The organism is Micromonospora xinjiangensis, assembly GCF_056150165.1.
Genome location: NZ_JAXCFO010000002.1, coordinates 919,238 through 940,145, shown reverse-complemented (window position 1 = coordinate 940,145; position 20,908 = coordinate 919,238). Strand labels below are relative to the sequence as shown.

The 20,908-nt window shown below is 72.3% G+C and carries 12 protein-coding genes and 1 pseudogene; 8 read left to right on the top strand and 5 right to left on the bottom strand.

The window, feature by feature from the left end; translation table 11 throughout:
- Window positions 1-438: 438 nt before the first annotated feature.
- From SM573_RS11185 to SM573_RS11165, 5 genes are all read left to right on the top strand, one after another.
- Window positions 439-1,089, top strand: a complete 651-nt coding sequence (locus SM573_RS11185) for a hypothetical protein (protein WP_474614330.1) — start codon at window positions 439-441, stop codon at window positions 1,087-1,089.
- Window positions 1,090-1,100: 11 nt separating this feature from the next.
- Window positions 1,101-2,141, top strand: coding sequence for a hypothetical protein (locus tag SM573_RS11180; protein WP_474614331.1), 1,041 nt, complete (start codon window positions 1,101-1,103; stop codon window positions 2,139-2,141).
- A gap of 158 nt (window positions 2,142-2,299) precedes the next feature.
- Complete coding sequence (locus SM573_RS11175) at window positions 2,300-3,958, top strand: sodium:solute symporter family protein (protein ID WP_474614332.1); 1,659 nt, start codon at window positions 2,300-2,302, stop codon at window positions 3,956-3,958.
- 16 nt (window positions 3,959-3,974) lie between these two features.
- Window positions 3,975-4,313 carry a hypothetical protein gene (locus SM573_RS11170; RefSeq protein ID WP_474614333.1) on the top strand — a complete coding sequence of 113 codons (339 nt, stop codon included), beginning with the start codon at window positions 3,975-3,977 and terminating at the stop codon, window positions 4,311-4,313.
- 127 nt (window positions 4,314-4,440) lie between these two features.
- Window positions 4,441-4,824 (top strand): hypothetical protein, encoded by a 384-nt coding sequence (locus tag SM573_RS11165; RefSeq protein ID WP_474614334.1) that lies wholly within the window; start codon window positions 4,441-4,443, stop codon window positions 4,822-4,824.
- Window positions 4,825-4,893: 69 nt separating this feature from the next.
- On the opposite strand, the gene SM573_RS11160 is transcribed toward SM573_RS11165, so the two are convergent.
- A complete protein-coding gene (locus tag SM573_RS11160; RefSeq protein ID WP_474614335.1) occupies window positions 4,894-6,639 on the bottom strand; it encodes a glycoside hydrolase family 6 protein in 1,746 nt (581 codons plus the stop codon).
- Between the two features lie 618 nt (window positions 6,640-7,257).
- Here SM573_RS11160 and SM573_RS11155 point away from each other — a divergent pair.
- A complete protein-coding gene (locus tag SM573_RS11155) occupies window positions 7,258-8,466 on the top strand; it encodes a hypothetical protein (protein WP_474616005.1) in 1,209 nt (402 codons plus the stop codon).
- Window positions 8,450-9,148: a class F sortase gene (locus SM573_RS11150; RefSeq protein ID WP_474614337.1), complete on the top strand. Its 699-nt coding sequence runs from the start codon at window positions 8,450-8,452 to the stop codon at window positions 9,146-9,148. Before SM573_RS11155 ends, SM573_RS11150 begins: the two co-directional genes overlap by 17 nt.
- A 65-nt stretch (window positions 9,149-9,213) precedes the next feature.
- Here the strand turns inward: SM573_RS11150 and SM573_RS11145 are convergent, their stop codons facing one another.
- Window positions 9,214-14,271, bottom strand: coding sequence for an NAD-glutamate dehydrogenase (locus SM573_RS11145; RefSeq protein WP_474616004.1), 5,058 nt, complete (start codon window positions 14,269-14,271; stop codon window positions 9,214-9,216).
- A 287-nt stretch (window positions 14,272-14,558) separates the two neighbouring features.
- On the opposite strand from SM573_RS11145, the gene SM573_RS11140 reads away from it, so the two are divergent.
- Window positions 14,559-16,517 (top strand): penicillin-binding transpeptidase domain-containing protein, encoded by a 1,959-nt coding sequence (locus tag SM573_RS11140; protein WP_474614339.1) that lies wholly within the window; start codon window positions 14,559-14,561, stop codon window positions 16,515-16,517.
- 498 nt (window positions 16,518-17,015) lie between these two features.
- Here the strand turns inward: SM573_RS11140 and SM573_RS11135 are convergent.
- The 3 genes and pseudogenes from SM573_RS11135 to SM573_RS11125 form a co-directional block, all read right to left on the bottom strand.
- Window positions 17,016-17,955 (bottom strand): annotated as a pseudogene (locus SM573_RS11135) (arginase family protein); the annotation flags it as partial.
- 86 nt (window positions 17,956-18,041) lie between these two features.
- A complete protein-coding gene (locus SM573_RS11130; RefSeq protein WP_474616003.1) occupies window positions 18,042-18,947 on the bottom strand; it encodes a tetratricopeptide repeat protein in 906 nt (301 codons plus the stop codon).
- A 217-nt stretch (window positions 18,948-19,164) separates the two neighbouring features.
- A complete protein-coding gene (locus tag SM573_RS11125) occupies window positions 19,165-20,853 on the bottom strand; it encodes an acyl-CoA mutase large subunit family protein (protein WP_474614341.1) in 1,689 nt (562 codons plus the stop codon).
- Between the last annotated feature and the right edge of the window lie 55 nt (window positions 20,854-20,908).

The window sequence follows — 20,908 nt, the reverse complement described above, 5'->3', positions numbered from 1 at the left end:
ACCGGCACGGGCGCCTTGGGCAGGATACGTAATCCCCGCCCGATGCACTACCGCCCGTTGCGGTCACCACGACGCTCCGATGTGGAGCCGGGCTGGCGCCGTTCGGTGGGCCACGGAGTCGGTCGGCACCACCCCACCCGAGCACGTTGTCTGGAACGCGTCAAGTTTCCGGGGACGGTGTCCCGCGACCGTGGCCGAGGGGCGGGCGGAATCGCCCGGACGGGGCCGGCGGCGACGGCCCGGGCGGAACCACGCGGAGGTGGGCCGGACCGGACGCGGAGCGCCCGGGGAGAGGGCGGCCCGGCAGCGCGGCGGGAGGCCGACGGTCGCGCGTACGCGTCGAACCGCCCGGGCCGGGGGCGATCGCCCAGGAAAGTGCCACGAATCGGGATTGGCGATCAGTGAGTCGAGGAAATAGCGGGTGACGAAGGAGGAGCCATGTCGCCCACGCAGATAGTCGTCATCGTCGTCGCGGTGCTGGTGGTCGTCGCGCTGGCCGCCGCCGCCTGGACGCTGGCCCGCCGCCGCTCGCTGCGGGACCGGTTCGGCCCCGAGTACGACCGGGTGGTCGCCGAGCACGACAGTCGCGCCGCCGCGGAGCGGGAGCTGCGGGACCGGGAACGCCGCCACGCCGAACTGACCCTGACCCCCCTCGACCCCAAGTCCCGGGCCCGGTACGCCGCCGCCTGGGAGGAACTCCAGGTGCGCTTCGTCGACTCCCCCGCCGGGGCCGTCACGGACGCGCACGAACTGGTCACCCGACTGGTCGCCGAGCGTGGCTACCCCACCGGTGACGTCTCCGACCAGATGGCCCACCTCTCCGTCGAGCACGCGCGCACCCTGACCCACTACCGGGACGCGCACGAGATCCACCTCCGCAACGAGCGCGGTGAGGCCGGTACGGAGGAGCTGCGACAGGCGGTCGTGCACTACCGGGCGCTCTTCGCCGACCTGCTCGGCGCGGAGCCGGTGGCGCCACGGCCGCCCGCCCAGCGACGGCCCGAGCAGGACCGGCACCCGGCGCAGGACGAGCCGGAGCACGAGCACCCGGACCACCGTCGGCAGTCCCACGACGCCACCAACCGCTGAGGAGGCACCCGATGCGCCAGGAGAAGCAGCAGGTGAGCAACGACCACCCCGAGGCCGTCCGGTCCGACCCGGTGCCGGTGCCTCCCGCCGGGGACCGCAGCGGTCGGACGGAGGTGCCGGAGGACGCGCTGGACGACCGGGGCACCTTCGACGACCCCGTCGTCGACGACAGCCGGCGGCGCGACGTCGACGACGACACCCGGGTCGCCCGAGCGGCGCAGCGCGACGCCGACGAGGGGGGTTTCCACGAGCCGGCGCCGCTGCCGACCGCGCTGGGCGCTCCCTCGGTGGGCAGCGCCGTCGCGGCGTCCGCCCTCGCCAGCCCGAGGCCGGAGGACGAGCCGGACGCCCGGGACGAGGGAACGGCCCGCCCCGGCGACGGCGCCGAGGAGGGCGAGCGTGAGGGCCTGCGGGCCGATCCGACAGCCGAGCTGCACGGCCGGGGCACCTCGGTCACCGCCGCGGCCGCCGGGTCCGCGCCCACGTCGACGGACGAGTCGACGACGCGTACCGTCGTGCCGCCCGGGGTGACCGAGGGCGGCGACCAGCGCCGGGCGGACCTGACCCGGTCCGGTGGCGATCCCGACGCGGGCCTGGCCGACACCGCCGGCTACGGCAGCCCGGCACCACGGATGGTCGACCCGGACGCGGTCTCCCCGGACGCCGATCCGGCCGTAGCCGGCACGCGCGGGGCGGCGAGCGTGTCGTCCTCCGCCACCGCGACGTCCGGTTCCCTCGCGACGGCCGGGACGGCCCGGCCGGCCGGCTCGACCGTGGCCGCCGAGCCGGCGAGCCTCTTCGACTCGGTGACGGCGCAGGGATTCCGGGACCGCTGGCGGGACGTCCAGCTGCGCTTCGTCGACGACCCGCGGGCGGCGGCCGGTGAGGCCGAGGCCCTCGTCGAGGAGGCCATCGAGGCGCTGGCCGCCGCGCTGGAGGCGCAGCGGCGCACCCTCGGCGGGTGGCAGCAGGGCGGCTCCGCGGACACGGAGGAGCTGCGGATGGCGGTACGCCGGTACCGGGACTTCCTGGACCGGGTGCTCGGTCGCTGACCCTTCCCGCCTCCGCCGTCGGGCGCCCCGGCCGGTACCGGCCGGGGCGCCCTCGTGTGCGGGCCGGCAGGAAGGGGACATCCGGGACAGGCGTGGAATTTGACGGCAGGGGTAATACGCCGCCCGCAAGAGCGACCGTCGGGCGAAAGGTGACGCGGATGGACGGCGGCGGACTTCGGCTCAACATGAACGCCCTGGACTACGTCCTCCTGGCGCTCTACTTCGTCACGGTGCTCGGGGTGGGCTTCGCCGCCCGGCGGGCGATCCGCACCAGCGTCGACTTCTTCCTCTCCGGCCGCTCGCTGCCCGCCTGGGTGACCGGTCTGGCCTTCGTCTCGGCCAACCTCGGCGCCCTGGAGATCATCGGGATGGCCGCCAACGGCGCCCAGTACGGCATCATGACGGTCCACTACTACTGGATCGGCGCGGTGCCGGCCATGGTCTTCCTCGGCATCGTCATGATGCCCTTCTACTACGGCTCGAAGGTCCGCAGCGTGCCCGAGTACCTGCGCCTGCGGTTCAACCGCCCCACCCACCTGTTGAACGCGATCAGCTTCGCGGTCGCCCAGGTGCTGATCGCCGGGGTCAACCTGTACGCGCTCGCGCTGATCATGCAGGCGCTGCTCGGCTGGCCGCTCTGGGTCGCGATCATCGTCGGCGCGGCGATCGTGCTGGTCTACATCACCATCGGCGGTCTCTCCGGCGCGATCTACAACGAGGTGCTCCAGTTCTTCGTCATCCTCGCCGGCCTCGTGCCGATCACCGTCATCGGCCTGGTGAAGGTCGGCGGGGTCTCCGGGCTGATGGACGCGGTCCGCGAGTCGCGGCTCGGCGAGGCGGGGCTGCACGCCTGGCAGGACACGGGCAGCACGGCCAACCCGCTCGGGGCGCACTGGTTCGGCATCGTCTTCGGCCTCGGCTTCGTCCTCTCCTTCGGCTACTGGACGACGAACTTCGCCGAGGTGCAGCGCGCCCTCTCGGCCAAGAACATGAGCGCGGCCCGGCGTACGCCGATCATCGCCGCGTACCCCAAGCTGCTGATCCCGGCGGTGACCGTGATCCCCGGTCTGGTCGCCCTGATCACCGTGAAGGGGCTCGGCGCCGACCAGGGCGACCTGGTCTACAACAACGCCATCCCCCTGCTCATGCGCGACCTGCTGCCCAACGGGGTCCTCGGCGTCGCGGTCACCGGCCTGGTGGCCTCGTTCATGGCCGGCATGGCGGCCAACGTGAGCGGCTTCAACACCGTCTTCACGTACGACATCTGGCAGGCGTACGTCCGCCGCGACCGGCCGGACGACTACTACATCCGGATCGGCCGGTACGCGACCATCGCGGCCGTCGTGATCGGCATCGGCACGGCGTTCATCGCGGCCGGGTTCAGCAACATCATGAACTACATCCAGGCCCTGTTCTCGGTGTTCAACGCTCCGCTCTTCGGCACCTTCATCATCGGCATGTTCTGGAAGCGGATGACCCCGCTCGCGGGGTTCTGGTCCCTGCTGTCGGGCACCGTGGTGGCGGTCGGGACGTACCTGCTCTACCGGGTCGGGGTGATCCACTTCAACTCCGACCTGGAGGAGAGCTTCTGGGGCGCCGGGCTCGCCTTCGCCACGGTGGCCGTGGTCGCGGCGATCCTCACCCCGCTCACCACCCCGAAGCGCGTCGAGGACCTGCGCGGCCTCGTCTACGGCACGGGCGGCATCGACCTCAAGGCGGACGTGCTGGCCGGGGACACCGCCTGGTACCGCTCTCCCGTCCTGCTCGGCGCGATCGCCCTGGCGCTCGCCGTCGTCCTCTACATCCCGGTCTTCTAGGAAAGGTACTGGCGCGATGGACAACCGCAGCGAACCGGCCCGCGATCCGCTGGTCAGCGGCGCCGAGTCGGAACAGCGGCGCTCGGCGGCCGCACGTCTGTTCGACATCCGCCGGGTCATCGGTGGTCTCTTCGCCGTCTACGGCATCATCGTCACCCTCATGGGGGTGTTCGACAGCCAGGCCGAGATCGACAAGGCGCAGGGCGTCCGGATCAACCTGTGGGCGGGCCTCGCGATGCTCGGCTTCGGCCTGCTGATGCTGCTCTGGCAGTGGCTGCGCCCGGCCGAGCCCCCCGCCGCCCCCGAGGAGCGTGGTGTCATCGGTCCGCCCGACGACCGGGGGTCCGCCCACTGACGCCCCGCCCGCCGGTCGTGCCGGCCCACGCCCGCGCCGGGACACCGCCCCCGACCCCGGCATGACGGGCCGCCCACGGGGTACGCGACGGGATGAGGGAAGCGCCTCGGGACAGGAGGGCAGCAGCATGACCGATCGCGACCGCCAGTCACCGCTGGAGGAGAGCCAGGAGATGGCCGCGGCGGTGGACGACGACAGCACCGTCCCGCAGCTCCGGACCGGAGGCGGCCCGGACCGGGACAACCCGGCCTTCACCGAGCCCGGCAGCCGTACCGACCTGGGCGCGCCCACCGACCCGGTGATCGCCGACCCGTACGCGGCGGGGACCGGCGCCACCGGGACCGGCACCGGCGCGGGCGGTGACAACATCCGCACCGGGGGCGAGCAGCCCTGGGACCCGGAGGACCTGGTGATGGCCCGGGGGCAGGATCTCACTCCGGAGAACCTCGAACGGGCCCGTCGGGACCTCGAGGAGCTGGGGCAGGCCGCGGTGGAGCGGACGGTGCCCTGACCCGCAGGGACCCGGGGGGCCGGCCGTCGCGGCGCCTCACCTACCGTCGACGGCCGGCTCGTCATGCCGTCACAGCGGCGGGTAGGCGTTGCGCATCAGCTCCTGGAACTGGGCGGAGAACCAGGCCCCGGAGATCGGCGCGTCCGGCAGTGCGCCGGTCGGGTTGTTGCCGTTGCGCGGGTTGCCGCCGTACGTGGGGTCGCACATCCGGTCGAAGCCCTTGCCCTCGTCGTTCTCGATGAGCCGGCTGGAGCCGTCCGACTCGCCCGGAGGCTTCGCCCACACGTACGCGTCGATGCCCGGCTCGGGTGCGGCCTTCGGCCGCTCCCCGAGGCCCGCGCCGGACTGGTTGCACCAGTTGCCGGCGTGGATCCGGCGGTCGATCCGCCCACCGTCGACGTAGGTGTCGACGCTTGTCGTCGCGCCCGGGCCGGTGGGCCGGGCCGGGCCGCCCCACCCGTTGCGGGAGGTGTCGATCAGCATGCCGATCCCGGGGTCGAAGCCGATGGACACCAGCTTCTGCCGGAACGCCTGCGCGAACGACAGCTCGTCGACGTACTGGTTCCAGTCGAGCCACCGGGACTGCCGCACGGTCTGGCCGTTCACCGTGTCGGTGATCCTCACGTACGGCTCCCGCAGGGCCGAGTAGTTGGCGGTGTTGACGATGAACCCGTGCACGTGCTGGACCGTGCTGCCGGAGGCGGTGGCCGCGGTCTTGAGCATCTCGGCGGTCGGGCCGAAGTTGCTGTCCCAGCCGATCCAGCCGTGGTGGGCGGCGTCGATGTAGTTGTAGACGTTGCCGATGGCGCCGAGCTTGGCCAGGGCGTAGCCGACCCCGTTGACGTACGCGCCGTTGGCCTTCACCGTGTCGCACATCGCCGTGCCGCCCGGCTGGCCGGAGGTGTTGGTGACCAGGTTAGGCAACGAGTCGATCTCGATGATGTTGATGATGCGCAGGGACGCGTACTTCGGGTCCGCCTGGATCGCCGCGATGGGGTCGATGTACTCCGCCTTGTAGCGGGGCAGTTCGTCGGGCCCCAGCTCGCCGTTGGAGGCGAGCGCGGCGCAGTCCCGGCCGGGCAGGTTGTAGATCACGAACTGGATGTAGCCCGCACCCTGTCGCAACGCCTCGTCCAGGTGGTCACGCACTCCGAAGGCCCCGTTCGAGCTGCTGTCGGGGGTGCCGTTGATGGCGGCGATGCGGTCCAGCCAGACCGCCGTCGGGTTGTTCGAGACCCGGCTGCCGCCGGGCTCGGCGTCCGCCTTCGCCTTCCACTCGGGGTTCACGTAGCCCCGCACCCCGGCGTACGGGTTGTCCACCTTGCCGCCCGGCGGCGGCGTGGTCGGCGGGGGCGTGGTGGGCGGCGGCGTGGTCGGCGGGGTGGTGCCCCCGGTGCAGGCCACCCCGTTGAGCGTGAACGACGCCGGCTTCGGGTTGCTGCCGCTCCAGGCGCCGTTGAAGCCGATGCTGGTCGACGCGCCGGTGGCGAGGCTGCCGTTGTACGACAGGCTGCGCGCCGTGACCTGGCTCCCGGACTGGGTGAACTCGGCGGACCAGCCCTGCTGCACCCGCTGGCCCGAGTCCGGGAACGTCCAGCCGAGCGTCCAGCCGTTGATCGGGTCGCCGAGGTTCCGGATGGTGATGCTGGCGGTGAAGCCACCCGGCCAGTCGTTGGTCGAGTAGGCCACGTCGCACTGGGTCGCCGCGTGCGCCACGGTGACCGGGACGGCCACCAGCCCGCCGGCGACCAGCGCGCCCGCGCCGGCCAGCGCGAGAGCGCGGCGTGGGGCGGACTGTCTTCTCCACACGTTCATGTCACTGAACTCCTTGGCGAGACCGGGCCCGTTACGGCGGCCCGGCGGGGCGGACGGGGCCTCCGGTGCGGACGGCCGCCGGCGCCATCGGGATTCCTGGGGGGGTGCCCGACCCGGACGGGCGATGGTGGTGGTGCGCGGACCGGCGTCAGGGCCGGTCGGAGGGCGGGAGGTCGTTCCCGGCGGACCGGCTGCCCTCGACTCCCTGCCGTACGCGGTGTGGCTCCCCGAAACCGCGTGCAGCGATTCTTGCATGGGAGCGCTTCCATAGCAATGCCTCGATGCCGTGAGCCCACGTGTCCCTGGCCGGCCGGCGGGCCCGGCCAGCCCGGGGCGGGAGCGGGCAGAGACGACCAATCACGCGGTTCCGGCACCGTCCCGGACGATCACGGCCGGGCGCACCAGGCCGGCAGCGACCACGCCGCAGGGACCGGACGGCGCGCGGGACCCGTTACGGGTCGGCGGGTGCCGCGAATGTGAACTACCACTCTGAAAGGCCTTACCCCCTGAAGACCTACAAACGCGAATCTTTCCCTTCATAGCTCGTGAAACGGTCTAACGTCGGCGTTAGCTCGGGTGGCCGAGTTTCAGGACAACAGGGATGGAGTGACGCAGGTCATGGCTAAGAAGATGCTCGGGAAGGTCGTCGCGGGTGCCGCCCTCGGTGGGGCGTCCCTCCTGGTGTTCGCCCCCGGCGCCGCGTTCGCGGACGGGCACCACGACGGCAAGGACCACGACGGAAAGGTTCTGGCCAAGCCGCACGTCGTGAAGGCCGGCGAGGAGGTCAAGCTCCTCGAGATCTGCTCCGAACGCCAGGAGCACGCCTTCGTGTGGTCGAAGGTGACCGGCAAGGTCGACCTCAAGCCGGTGAAGGACGACCGCGGCGGCGACCACGGCGACTGGAACGGCGAGGAATCCGACCGCGGTGGCAAGGACGAGCACGGCAAGGACGACAACGGCAAGGACCACAACGGCAAGGACGAGCACGGCAAGGACCACAACGGCAAGGACGACAAGGGCAAGGACGAGCACGGCAAGGACGACAAGGGCAAGGACGAGCACGGCAAGGACGACAAGGGCAAGGACCACGAGGGCCGCGACAACGGCTACGACAACGGCGAGCAGCCCCCGGCCAACGACGCCCAGCCGGGCGGCCAGGGCGGCGGGGCGGCGGACGCCGCTGCGGACGACCGCAAGCACGACGACCGCAAGGACGAGGACCGCAAGCACGACGACCGCAAGCACGAGGACGGCAAGGACTGGAACGGCTACGAGCACGGCCAGGACGCCGAGGGTCGCGGCGAGCACGGCGACAAGAAGGACCACGAGGAGAACGGCTCGTGGGACGACAAGGGCCGTGAGAACGGCTCCGACGAGTACGGCTCGGACGAGAACGGCTCGTGGGAGGACAAGGGCGGCGAGTACGGCTCCGAGGAGAACGGCTCCTGGGAGGACAAGGGCCGCGAGTACGGCTCCGACGAGTACGGCTCGGACGAGAACGGCTCGTGGGAGGACAAGGGCCGCGAGCACGGCTCCGACGAGTACGGCCGCGGCGAGGACAAGTGGGAGCACAAGCGTGACTTCGTCTACTACGGCGAGGCCAAGGTCGACAAGGACGCCAAGCCCGGCCGCTACGAGCTGAAGGGCTCCTGCGGCGAGGGCGAGCTGGTCGTCCTCCCGCGTGGCGGGGTCGACGGTGGTGACGGCGGCGTCGCCGGCGGCACCGACATGAACCTGGCCGCGGGTGGGGCCAGCCTGCTCGGCGCCGCCGCGCTGGGCGGGATCGTGCTGATGCGTCGCCGGCGGACCGATGAGTCGGTCGCCTGACGCGACGGCGACGAGTGCCGGCGGCCGTCACGGGAGACCGTGGCGTGCCGCCGGCACCGCCGTCGTCGTCCTGCTCGCCCTGGCCGGCGCCGGGATGATCGGCCTCTCGCTGAAGGACACCCCGGCGCCCCGCCCGCCCCAACCCCTGTCCCAGAGCGCTCCGGAGGACAACCGGCCCGTCGAGGCGGACCAGCCGGGTGAGGGGGAACCGACTCCCACCGGGCTCCCCCGCGCGACACCCACCACCATCACGATCCCCCGGATCGGCGTAGACGCGGAGATCATGTCGCTCGGGACCAACCCGGACGGGACCGTCCAGGTGCCCCCGCTCGACCAGGCTGAGCGCGCGGGCTGGTACGAGCCGGGGCCCAGCCCGGGCGAGGTCGGCAACGCCGTCATCGTCGGCCACGTGGACTCTGCCAAGATCGGCCCCGCGGTCTTCTTCGAGTTGGGCGCCCTGCAACCCGGCGACACCGTCACCGTCAACCGGTCCGACGGCCGGGCGGCGACCTTCCGCGTGGACTCGGTGCAGTCGTACCCGAAGGACGCCTTCCCCACCGAGCTGGTGTACGGGCCGAGCAACCGGCCGAGCCTGCGGGTGGTCACCTGCGGCGGCCAGTTCGACGAGACGGCGCGCAGCTACCTCAACAACGTGATCGTCTTCGCCAGCATGGTCGGCTGAAGACGCGGGAGCGGTCCGGCCGGTCGAGGAGATCCTCGCCCGGCCGGACCGCTTCTCGGCGTCGGTCAGGCGGCGGCGGAGGTCCGCACCAGGGTGCGGATCTGACGCAGCAGCACCGACAGCGCGGCGAGGTCCGCCCGGGACTCGTCGAACTCACCCATGGCCCGACGGGTCCGATGGATGGAGGTGGCGTTCGACTGCTCCCACTGCTGCACCCGCTCCTGCGGCGACAGGTTCTCGGGCGTGGAGTCGAGCACCTCCGCCGTGAGCGCGGCCAGGGCGGCGTACAGGTCGTAGCGCAGCGCCATCCGGGCCAGCGTCTGCCACCGGTCCTCGCGCGGCAGGAGGGAGATCTTCGACAGCAACGCGTCCACCCGGAACAGGTCGGAGAGCACGAAGTAGACCGGAGCCACCTCGCCCACGTCCCGACCCCGGGTAGCGGCGGTCTCCACCACGTCGAGCAGGCCGAAGCTGTACATCAGCCGCGTCGCCTGCTCGGCCAGCTCGCGCGGCAGACCCCGCTCGGTCATCGAGTCGATGTGGGCCGCGATGGCCTCCCGCTCGCTGCCGTAGAACAGGTTCTCCAGCCCCGGAAGCAGCCGGGCCACACCGTCGCGGAGGCGGCTGATCTCCGCCGGCACGTCGATGGGCGAGCGCCGGTTGGTGACCAGCCACCGCACCGCCCGGTCGAGCAGCCGGCGGGTGTCCAGATAGACGGCGGTCTGCAACTCCGGCGAGACCCGGTTGTCCAGCGCCTCGACGGCGTCCCACAGCTCGCGCAGCCCGAACACCTCGCGGACCACCACGTACGCCCGGATCACGTCCGCCGGGGAGGCGGCGGTCTCCTCCACCACCCGGTACACGAACGAGATGCCGCCCCGGTTGATCGCCTCGTTCACCAGCACCGTGGTGACGATCTCCCGGCGCAGCCGGTGCCGGGACATCCGGTCGGCGAAGCGCTCACGCATCGGCGTCGGGAAGTAGTTGACCAGCACGTCGCTGGTCCACTCCTCGTCGGCCAGCCCGTCGGCGAGGATGTCCCGCTCCAGGACGATCTTGACGTACGCGAGCAGCACGGCGAACTCCGGAGCGGTGAGCCCGGACTCGACCCGGACGGCCAGCTCCTCGTCCGCCGGCAGCGCCTCCAACGACCGGTCCAACGCGCCGGAGCGCTCCAGCTCGTTGATCATCCGGCGGTGCACCGGGAGCAGCGACGCGGCCTGCGCCTGGGCGTTGTTGATCGCCCGGGCCTGGTCGTAGTTGTCACGCAGCACCAGCTCGGCGACCTCGTCGGTCATCTCGGCCAGCAGCTCGTCCCGCGCCTGGTTCGTCAGTTCGCCGTCGGCGACCGCGGTGTTGAGCAGGATCTTGATGTTGACCTCGTGGTCGCTGGTGTCCACACCGGCCGCGTTGTCGATGAAGTCGGTGTAGATCCGGCCACCGGTCGAGGCGTACTCGATCCGGCCGAGCTGGGTGAAGCCCAGGTTGCCGCCCTCACCGACGACCCGGCAGCGCAGGCTGCGCCCGTCCACCCGGATCGCGTCGTTGGACTTGTCGCCCACCTCGGCGTTCGTCTGGCTGGACGCCTTGACGTAGGTGCCGATACCGCCGTTCCAGAACAGGTCCACCGGCGCGGTCAGGATGGCCCGCATCAGCTCCTGCGGCGAGAGCTGGTCCACGTCGTCGTCCAGCCCGAGCCGCGCCCGAACCTGCGGCGAGATCGGGATCGACTTGGCGGTACGCGGGAACACGCCGCCACCGGCCGAGATCAGTTCGGCGTTGTAGTCCTCCCACGACGAGCGCGGCATCTCGAACAGGCGCCGCCGCTCGGCGTACGAGGTGGCCGCGTCCGGATCCGGGTCCAGGAAGATGTGCCGGTGGTCGAAGGCGGCCACCAGCCGGATGTGCTCGGAGAGCAGCATCCCGTTGCCGAAGACGTCACCGGACATGTCGCCGACGCCGACGACCGTGAAGTCCTGCGTCTGGGTGTCGTGTCCCAGCTCCCGGAAGTGCCGCTTGACCGACTCCCAGGCGCCCCGCGCCGTGATGCCCATCTTCTTGTGGTCGTAGCCGGCGGAGCCACCGGAGGCGAACGCGTCGCCGAGCCAGAAGTTGTGGGCGACGGAGATCTCGTTGGCGATGTCGGAGAACGTCGCCGTGCCCTTGTCCGCGGCGACCACCATGTACGGGTCGTCGCCGTCGTGCCGGACGACGTCCTCCGGCGGCACGATCTGCCCGGCCACGATGTTGTCGGTCACGTCGAGCAGCCCGGAGACGAACTCCTTGTAGCAGGCGACCGCCTCGTCCCGGTCCCCCGGCTTCTGCTTGAGCACGAAGCCACCCTTGGCGCCGACCGGCACGATGACGGTGTTCTTCACCATCTGCGCCTTGACCAGGCCCAGCACCTCGGTGCGGAAGTCCTCCCGCCGGTCCGACCAGCGCAGTCCACCGCGGGCCACCGGGCCGAACCGCAGGTGGACACCCTCGAACCGCGGTGAGTACACGAAGATCTCGAACTTCGGCCGCGGCGCCGGCAGGTCCGGGATGGCCTGCGGGTCGAGCTTGAACGCCACGTACGACTTGGGTCGCCCGTCGGAGCGCCGCTGGTAGAAGCTGGTCCGCAGGGTGGCCTGGATCAACGTCAGGTACGCCCGCAGGATCCGGTCCTGGTCGAGGCTCGCCACCTCGTCCAGCGCGGTGCGGATCGTCTCCACCAGCTCGGTGCTGCGCCGCTGCCGCTCGTCGGCCCCGGTGGCACCGGGGGCGAAACGCGTCTCGAACAGCTCGACGAGCAGCTCGGCGATGCGCGGGTAGGCGATGAAGGTCTGCTCCATGTAGTCCTGCGAGAAGACCGTCCCGGCCTGCCGCAGGTACTTCGCGTACGCCCGGAGCACGACCACCTGCCGCCAGGTCAACCCGGCCCGCAGCACCAGCTCGTTGAAGCGGTCCACCTCGGCCTCGCCCCGCCACGCCGCCGCGAAGGCGTTCTCCACGTGCGGGCGCACCTCGGCCAGCTCCTGGTGCCCCTCGGGCAGGTGGAGCCCGAAGTCGTAGAGCCAGATGCGGCCGTCGATCCGGTCCACCTCGTACGGGTGCTCGTCGACGACCCGCACGCCGAGCGAGTGCAGCACCGGCAGCACCGCGGAGAGCATCATCGGCTCGCCGTACCGGTAGACCTTGAACCGGACGTCCAGCGTCTCGTCCAGGTCGCCCGGCACCCGCGCGCCCGCCCGGGGGGCGACCTGCTTGCGGAACAGGTGCATCTCCAGCTGGCCGGGCTCCTCCAGCAGCTCCAGCTTGGCCAGGTCCTTCATCGCCTCGTACGGCGTGTGCCCGTCCTTGTAGCCCTCCGGGAACGCGTCCGCGTACCGGGCGAAGAGGTGCTTGGCCTGCTCGTCGCCGAGCTTGCGCTCGAGCACCAGCCGGTAGTCGTCGTCCCAGAGCCGGGTGGCGTCGGCCAGCTCCTCGGCGAGCAGGTCGGCGTCGATGTCGCCGGGCGGGTTGGTCGGATCGGTCCGGACGATGAAGTGCACCCGGGCGAGCATCGACTCGGTGACCCGGGTCGTGTAGTCCACCCCCACACCGTTCAGCTCACGCAGCAGGATGTCCTGCATGCGCAGGCGGTTCTGGGTGGTGAACCGGTCCCGCGGCAGGTAGATCAGGCAGGAGATGAAGCGTCCGTACGCGTCCTTGCGCAGGAAGACCCGCAGCTGCCGGCGGCCGGCCATCCGCAGGACGCCGATCACCGCGTGGTAGAGGTCGTCCGTCTTGATCTGGAAGAGCTCGTCGCGCGGGTACGTCTCCAGGATCTGGAGCAGGTCCTTGCCGGAGTGGCTGCGTTGGCTCAGGCCGGAACGCTCCAGCACCTCGGCGACCTTGCGGCGCACCACCGGCAGCTCCCGCACGCTGGTGCGGTAGGCGGCGGTGGAGAAGAGACCCAGGAAGCGCCGCTCCCCGACCACCTCGCCGGCCTCGTCGAACACCTTGAAACCGATGTAGTCCAGGTACGCCGACCGGTGCACGGTGGCCCGGGAGTTGGCCTTGGTGATGATGAGCAGGCGCTTCTCCAGCACCTTCTCGTGCGCCTCGGGCGTCATCGACGACAGCGCCCGGGCCTCCGTCGAGTCCTGCCGCAGGATGCCCAGACCCGTGCCCAGCACCGCCTCCAGGGCCTGCCCGCCCTGCGGCATGTCGACCAGCCGGTACTCCCGGTAGCCGAGGAACGTGAAGTGGTCCTGGGCGAGCCAGCGCAGCAGCTCGACCGAGTCGGTGATGTCCTTCTCCGGCACCGGGGGCCGGTTGTCGCTGGTGCGGGCGGCGGCCAGCTCGTCGGCGAGGGCAAGGGCGCGCTGGCGCATCTTCGGCCAGTCCTCCACCGCCTCGCGCACGTCGGTGAGGACCCGCTGGAGTTCCCGGCGGAGGCGGTCCCGCTCGGCGGCGTCGCGGACCGGATCGATCTCGATCCGCATCCAGCTCTCCACCAGGTCACCGGCGATCGCGTCGTCCGGCTCGACGTCCGCGGCCACCTCGGTCAGCCGGCCGAGCGGCTCGCGGCGCACCACCACCAGCGGGTGGACGAGCAGGTGCACGTCGAGGTGGTGCGAGTTGAGCAGCGCCGTCACCGAGTCGACCAGGAACGGCATGTCGTCCGTGACGATCTCGATGACGCTGTGGTGCTGCTCGGCGTCCGGCTCGTGGATCCGCAGCTTCAGCTCACCCGGCACCCGCTGCTGCGCCAGGTCGCGGTGCGCGCGGGCCGCGTCGAGCATCTCCTCGGCGGTGAAGCCGATCAGCTCCTCGTCCGGGGCGAACCGCCAGAACCGGCTGACCAGTGTCGCCGCGTCCTGGTCGTCCCCGGCGAGCGCGACCGCCTGGGCCACCAGGCGCTCGGCGTTGGGTACGAGGTCGTCGAGCTCGCTGTCCTCCACGTCCTCGGCCAGCGCCTCCGCGGGCAGGCCGAGTTCGTAGATGGTGTCGATGCTCGACCCGGTCAACCCGGTCACGCCCGTGTCGAGCCGGCCGTAGCCGTCCCCGTCGGTCGCCGAATCGAAGCTGTCGTCGTCCCGGCCGGTGTCATCCAGCCGGAGGTCGGGTTCCGGTTTGATCGCCGGACGCCGGTCCATCGGTGCCACTCCCCTCGACCCACCGCATTGTGGGTCACTCTCCCGCCCAGCCTAGGCCCTACCGCTCTGACCCTTTGCCGGCGGACCTCGGGCCGGACGTCCGGATCGGGACTCTGTCCTTTCGCCCCTTGCGAGTACGAGGTCGGCCGCTCGCCGTGTACCCGGTCGGGCGATGTTCATCACACTGCCGCGGTCCGTCTTTCGGCACGTCAGGACTCATCCGGGGACGTGCGGGACGGGCGGCGCGTACTACGGTTAGGCAGCCCGAGATCGGAGGGAACTGCTTCATGCGCCTGTCCTACCCACGTAGCACTCGTCGCACCCGCCGCGCGCCGGCCGCTGCCGTGGCGGCGCTCGTCGCCGCCGGCACGCTCGTCGCGTGCTCGGGCGGGGACGGCCCGGAACGCAGCGTCGACGCCTTCCTGGCCGGCTGGCGCTCGGGCGACCTCCAGGCGGTCGGCTTCGTGGACCCGACCGGCGCCAAGATCCCGGCGGCCGAGGTGAGCAAGGAGCTCAAGGAGCTCTCCGGCGAGCTGGCCGCCACCCCGCCCACGCTCCGCCGGCAGGGCGATGCCAGGATCACGGCCGACACGGCCACCGCGACCGTCCGCGTCGAGTGGACGCTGCCGGGCGACACCCGCTGGGCCTACGACCGGCCGGTGCGGCTGACCCACGGCGACGACGACCAGTGGCAGGTGATCTGGGAGCCGCAGGTGGTGCAGGAGAATCTCACCAAGGGTGACCGGCTGGGGCTTCGCCGGGACAGCGCTCCCCGCGCCGGTGTGCTGGACAGCGCCGGCCAGCCGATCGTGGCACCCCGACCCGTGGTGCGCGTCGGCGTGCAACCCAACCAGGTCAGCGACGTCAAGGGGCTGGTCGGCAAGCTCGACGCCGCGTTCCGGGCGATCCGGCCGGCGCTCGTGCCGGCCGTCGACCTGTCGGACCTGCCCAAGCGCCTCGCCGAGGCCGACCCCGGCGCGTTCGTCGAGGTGGTGACCCTCCGCGACGACGCGTACCGGCAGATCAAGTCGCGGATATACGACCTGCCCGGCACCAAGTTCCAGTCCGACAAGCTGGACCTCGCGCCGACCCGGGAGTTCGCCCGCGCGCTGCTCGGCTCCGTGGACCCGGCCCAGGCCGACGACCTGACCGCCCACCCTGACAAGTACGTCGCCGGCGACCTCGTCGGCCACGGCGGCCTCCAGGGCCGCTACGACGACCGGCTGCGCGGGCGGACCGGCCTCACCGTGATCATCGAGCGCCCCGGCGACGGCGGAACGCTGGAGCCAACCGGCACCGAGGTGTTCCGGCACGAGCCGCAGCCGGGGCAACCGCTGAAGACCACGATCGACGTGCCCACCCAGAACGCGGCCGACGCCGCGTTGCGCGCCGAGAAGCGGCGCGCGGCCCTGGTGGCCGTCCGGGTCAGTGACAGCGCCGTGCTCGCCGTGGCGAACGGCCCCGGCCCGGCCGGGGAGAATCTCGCCTTCAACGCCCAGGTGCCGCCCGGCTCCACGTTCAAGATGGTCAGCGCGCTGGGGCTGCTCGACCGGGGTGCGGTCACCCCGGACACGCCTGTCGACTGCCCGAAGACCTTCACCGTGGACGGCCGGTCGTTCAAGAACTCCGACAACTTCGCGCTGGGCTCGGTGCCGTTCCGCACCGACTTCGCCAAGTCCTGCAACACGGCCTTCGCGGCGCTCGCGCCGAAGTTGGGCGCCGACGGCCTGGCCGCCGCCGGCCGCTCACTGGGCCTGGAGGGGCAGTGGGACCTGGGCGCGGACGCGTTCAGCGGCAAGGTCTCGGTGAACGGGTCACCGGCCGAGCAGGCGGCCGCCGCGTTCGGGCAGGGCACCACGGTGGTCAGCCCACTGGCCATGGCGGCCGCGACCGCCGCCGTCGCGCGAGGCCGGTTCGAGCAGCCCAAGCTCCTGCTGGATCCCGCTCCCGGGAAGCCGGCCGCCGCCGGTCCACAGCTCAAGGCCGAGTCGGTCGACGCCGTACGCGCCATGATGCGCGAGGTGGTGACGGCCGGCACCGGCACCGCCCTCAAGGACGTGCCGGGCGGGCCGGTGCACGGCAAGACGGGCACCGCCGAGTACGACAACAACCCGGCACACACCCACGCCTGGTTCGTGGGCTGGCAGGGGGACGTGGCGTTCGCCGTCTTCGTCGAGCAGGGCGGGTCCAGCACCGCCTCGGCCGTACCGATCGCCGAACGCTTCCTCCGCGCCCTGCCCCGCTGACCCGTTCACCCGGCTCGCCGGCCCTCGCCGGCGAGCCGGCCGGTCAGGCGAACCGGGCAGCCGAGCGGGGGCCCTCGTCGTCGGGCGTCTCCGCCGCGCTCTCCGCGGCCTCGTCGGCCGTCGGCCCGGGCCGGCGGAGCCGCCCGGGGCCGGCCGAGGCGGGCGGTCCGACGGGCTCCAGCCCGAGCGCCGCCGCCATCGGGCCCAGCGGCCCCCGACCGGACGGGTCGGCGGGGTCCGGCGTCCGGGCCGAGACGGGCGAGGACGCCGGGTCGGAGGCCGGCGCGGCCGAGCCGGCCAGCGGGGCGGGACCAGCGGCCTCCCGCACGGAGCCGGACGACTCGGCGGAGCCCAGGACCGCCGCGCCGGACGGCACCGCGCGGCCCGGCGACACCGCGGAGCCCGGACCCACGGCCGGAACGGGCGTGCTCGTGCCGGCCACGGAGGGACGGCCGTTGCCGCGACGCGGGGCGGGTGCCGCCGGGGCCGCGGGGCCGGGGAGCAGCCGGGGCGGCACCGCACCGGGCGAGGTCACCGGGGTCAGCCCGGCCACCACCGTGTTGACGATCTCGGCGGCGTACGCGCCGTCCGGGTCGTAGTCGGGGTCGAAGACGGTCAGCTCCACGCCGAGGCAGTGCGGGGTGTCCACGAGGCCGGCGAGCAGGATCTCCAGCTCGGCGAAGGCGATGCCGCCCGGGTCGGGCGCGTCGACCGCCGGCATCACCGCCGGGTCGAGCACGTCCACGTCGATGTGCACCCAGTAGCCGGCGCAGTCGGCGAGCTGCTCGTGGGCCCACTGGGCGGTGCGGGCGGCGCCCTCCGCGCGCAGCGCCGGCACCGGCCGGGTCAGGATGCCGGCGGCCTGGAGGTCGAGCCGGTACTCGTCCTGGGCGCGGATGCCCAGCACCACGACGTCGATGTCCCGGAAGTACGGCCGCCGCCCCTCGATGGCCGCCAGGTCGGCCTGCCCCCGCCCGGTGACCAGGGCGAGGTCCTCGCCGGCGGCCGCGCCGACGTACGACGCGTTGCCGGGGTGGCGGAAGTCGGAGTGCCCGTCCACGAAGACCAGGCCGATCCGGCCGCCCACCGCCTCGCCGAGCCGGTGCATGGCGAGCGCCGAGCCGAGCAGCACCGAGCAGTCCCCGCCCAGCACCAGGGGGAACTCACTGCGGTCGATGATCGCGCCGATGCGGTCGGCCAGCGCCACCGAGTACGCGGAGATCTCCGGCGCGTGGCAGACACCGTCGCCGGGGCGCCAGTCACCCGGGTCGTAACGCGGCGGCGTCAGGCACCCGGCGTCGCGTGCCCGCAGCCGGGCCAGCAGGCCCTGGTCGCGCAGCGCGCCCGGCGCCTTGGCGCAACCGGGGACGGAGCTGGGGGTAGGTGGGCGCAGCCCGAGGTTTGTCGGCGCGTCGAGGACGGCGATCCGGCGCATCATGGGCTCCCGTCCTCGGTCGTCGGGCGGGCCGGCCGGTGCGCCGGCCCGCGCTGGCGTGCTACGTGCTCGTGAACCGTCTCGTCGCTCTAGAACAGGGCGCTGGCCAGGGCCCGGCGGGCCGAGGCGACCGCCGGGTCGTCGGGGCCGGCGATGGTGAACAGGCCGACGAGGTGCTGGCGTACCTTCTCCCGGTCGTCGCCCGCGGTGCGGCGGACGGTGTCCACCAGCCGCTTGTATGCCTGTTCGGCGAGGCCGCTGAGCACCTCGATGTCGGCGGCGAGCAGCTGCGCGTCGACGTCGTCGGGGTTGGCCTCCGCCGCGGCGAGCGCACTCCGCGGGTCGGCTCCGGCCACCCGGCGGGCCAGGCCCACCTGGGCCAGGCCGGCCTCGGCCGCCGCGTCCGCCGGGGAGTCGGCCAGGATCTTGCGGTACGCCTGCTCGGCGGCGTCGAGGTTGCCGCTCATCAGCGCGTCGTCGGCCTCGTCGAGGCGCGGATCGGTCGGCTCGGTGACGGCCACGCCACCGGCCTTGAGCACCGCCTGGATCCACTGCCGCAGCTGCGCCTCGGGCACCACGCCGGAGAAGGCGTCGACCGGCTGGCCGCCGACGACGGCGTAGACCATCGGGATGCCCTGCACCCGGAACATCTGGGCGAGACGGGGGTTGGCGTCCACGTCGATCTTGGCAAGCACCCAGGCGCCCGCGCCCTCGACCGCCAGGCGCTCCAGCACCGGCGAGAGCTGCTTGCACGGCTCGCACCACTCGGCCCAGAAGTCGATGACCACTGGTGTGTTGAGCGAGCGCTCCAGCACCTCGGACTGGAAGGTCGCCTCGGTCACGTCGATGACGGTGACGCCGCCGACGGCGCCGCCGGGCGCACCGGCGGGCGGACCGGACTGGACGGGCGCGGAGGTGGGGGCGGGGGCGCGAAGGGCGCTGAGGTCGACCGCGCCGCGAGTGAAGATCGACGAGGTGATCCGTGGGTCGCTCATGGTTACCTAGTTTCGCACGGACGCGGCCGAACTCAGATCAACCGCGACGGCGACAGTTGCAGTTCTCACCCTGCTCACCGCCCCCGCCCCCGCGCGCCCGGGCCCCGGCCACCCCACCGCCACGACCGCGCCGCCCCGGCCCCGCGACTTGCGGCGTATGTGGCCTTTGTCGGGGCAGCCGGTGCGCGATCGTGGGGCGGGAGGGTCGGGGACGGCGTCAGAAGCGGGCCGGCTCCCGGTAGGTGCCCCACTCCGCCCGCAGGGCGTCGCAGATCTCGCCGAGCGTGGCCTCGGCCCGCACGGCGTCGAGCATCGCCGGGATCATGTTCTCGCCGGTCCTGCTCACCTCGACCATCCGGGTCACCGCGGCCTTGACCGCCGCGTCGTCGCGGCCCGCCTTCCGGTCGGCCAGCACCCGGCGCTGCTCCAGCTCGACCTCGTGCGAGATGCGCAGGATCTCCAGGTCCTTGGCGACGGTGTTCGTGTGGCAGTTGACCCCCACGATCTTCTTGTCGCCCTTCTCCAGCGCCTGCTGGTAGGTGAAGGCCGCCTCCGCGATCTGGCTGGTGAACCAGCCGTCCTCGATGCCGCGCAGGATGCCGGAGGTCATCGGCCCGATCTGGTGCGGGCCCTCGCCACCGAGCTGACGGATCCGGGCGAAGATCTCCTCCGCCTCGGCCTCGATCTTGTCGGTGAGTGCCTCGACGTACCAGGAGCCGCCGAGCGGGTCGGCCACGTTGGTGACGCCGGTCTCCTCCATGAGCACCTGCTGGGTACGCAGGGCGATCTCGGCGGACTCGTCGGTGGGCAGCGCGAGGGTCTCGTCCAGCGCGTTGGTGTGCAGCGAGTTGGTGCCGCCGAGCACCGCGGCGAGCGCCTCGACGGCGGTGCGTACGACGTTGTTCACCGGCTGCTGGGCCGTGAGCGACACCCCGGCGGTCTGGGTGTGGAACCGCAGCCACAGGGCCTTCTCGCTGGTGGCGCCGTAGACGTCGCGCAGCCAGCGGGCCCAGATCCGGCGGGCGGCCCGGAACTTGGCGATCTCCTCGAAGAAGTCGACGTGCGAGTCGAAGAAGAAGCTCAGGCCGGGCGCGAAGACGTTCACGTCGAGCCCGCGCGAGAGGCCCAGCTCGACGTAGCCGAAGCCGTCGGCGAGGGTGTACGCCAGCTCCTGTGCGGCGGTCGACCCGGCCTCGCGGATGTGGTAGCCGGAGACCGACAGCGGCTTGTAGCGGGGGATCTCCCGGGCGCAGTACTCCATCAGGTCGCCGATGAGGCGCAGGTGCGGCTCCGGGTCGAAGAGCCACTCCTTCTGGGCGATGTACTCCTTGAAGATGTCGGTCTGGAGCGTGCCGTCCAGGGTGGACAGGTCGGCGCCCTGACGCTCGGCCGCGACCAGGTACATGCAGAAGACCGGGACGGCCGGGCCGGAGATGGTCATCGAGGTGGTGACGCCGGCCAGGTCGATGCCGTCGAAGAGGACCTCCATGTCGGCGGCGCTGTCGATGGCGACGCCGCAGTGCCCCACCTCGCCCAGCGCCTGGGGGTCGTCCGAGTCGCGCCCCATGAGGGTGGGCATGTCGAAGGCCACCGAGAGCCCGCCGCCGCCGGCGCCGAGGATCATCTTGTAGCGCTCGTTGGTCTGCCGGGCGTTACCGAAGCCGGCGAACTGCCGGATGGTCCAGGTCCGCCCCCGGTAGCCGGTCGGGTACAGCCCCCGGGTGTACGGGTACTCACCCGGCCAGCCGATCCGCTCGAAGCCCGGGTACGCGACGCCCTCCGGCGGCCCGTACACCGGCTCCACGGCCATGCCGGAGAGCGTGGTGAAGTCGGCGTCCCGCTTGCGTGCGGCGTCGTAGCGGGCCTGCCAGCGGGCCCGTCCGGCGGCGATCTCGTCGGCGTTCATGGGCGGGGCTCCTCCTCGAGCTCGACTGCACGTCGAGTGTAGAGCCCTCGCCTGA

Excerpts from the sequence above, each read along its gene's own strand:
- SM573_RS11185 (WP_474614330.1), top strand. The coding sequence starts at position 439 with ATGTCGCCCACGCAGATAGTCGTCATCGTCGTCGCGGTGCTGGTGGTC.
- SM573_RS11180 (WP_474614331.1), top strand. The coding sequence starts at position 1,101 with ATGCGCCAGGAGAAGCAGCAGGTGAGCAACGACCACCCCGAGGCCGTC.
- SM573_RS11175 (WP_474614332.1), top strand. The coding sequence starts at position 2,300 with ATGGACGGCGGCGGACTTCGGCTCAACATGAACGCCCTGGACTACGTC.
- SM573_RS11170 (WP_474614333.1), top strand. The coding sequence starts at position 3,975 with ATGGACAACCGCAGCGAACCGGCCCGCGATCCGCTGGTCAGCGGCGCC.
- SM573_RS11165 (WP_474614334.1), top strand. The coding sequence starts at position 4,441 with ATGACCGATCGCGACCGCCAGTCACCGCTGGAGGAGAGCCAGGAGATG.
- SM573_RS11160 (WP_474614335.1), bottom strand. The coding sequence starts at position 6,639 with ATGAACGTGTGGAGAAGACAGTCCGCCCCACGCCGCGCTCTCGCGCTG.
- SM573_RS11155 (WP_474616005.1), top strand. The coding sequence starts at position 7,258 with ATGGCTAAGAAGATGCTCGGGAAGGTCGTCGCGGGTGCCGCCCTCGGT.
- SM573_RS11150 (WP_474614337.1), top strand. The coding sequence starts at position 8,450 with ATGAGTCGGTCGCCTGACGCGACGGCGACGAGTGCCGGCGGCCGTCAC.
- SM573_RS11145 (WP_474616004.1), bottom strand. The coding sequence starts at position 14,271 with ATGGACCGGCGTCCGGCGATCAAACCGGAACCCGACCTCCGGCTGGAT.
- SM573_RS11140 (WP_474614339.1), top strand. The coding sequence starts at position 14,559 with ATGCGCCTGTCCTACCCACGTAGCACTCGTCGCACCCGCCGCGCGCCG.
- SM573_RS11130 (WP_474616003.1), bottom strand. The coding sequence starts at position 18,947 with ATGAGCGACCCACGGATCACCTCGTCGATCTTCACTCGCGGCGCGGTC.
- SM573_RS11125 (WP_474614341.1), bottom strand. The coding sequence starts at position 20,853 with ATGAACGCCGACGAGATCGCCGCCGGACGGGCCCGCTGGCAGGCCCGC.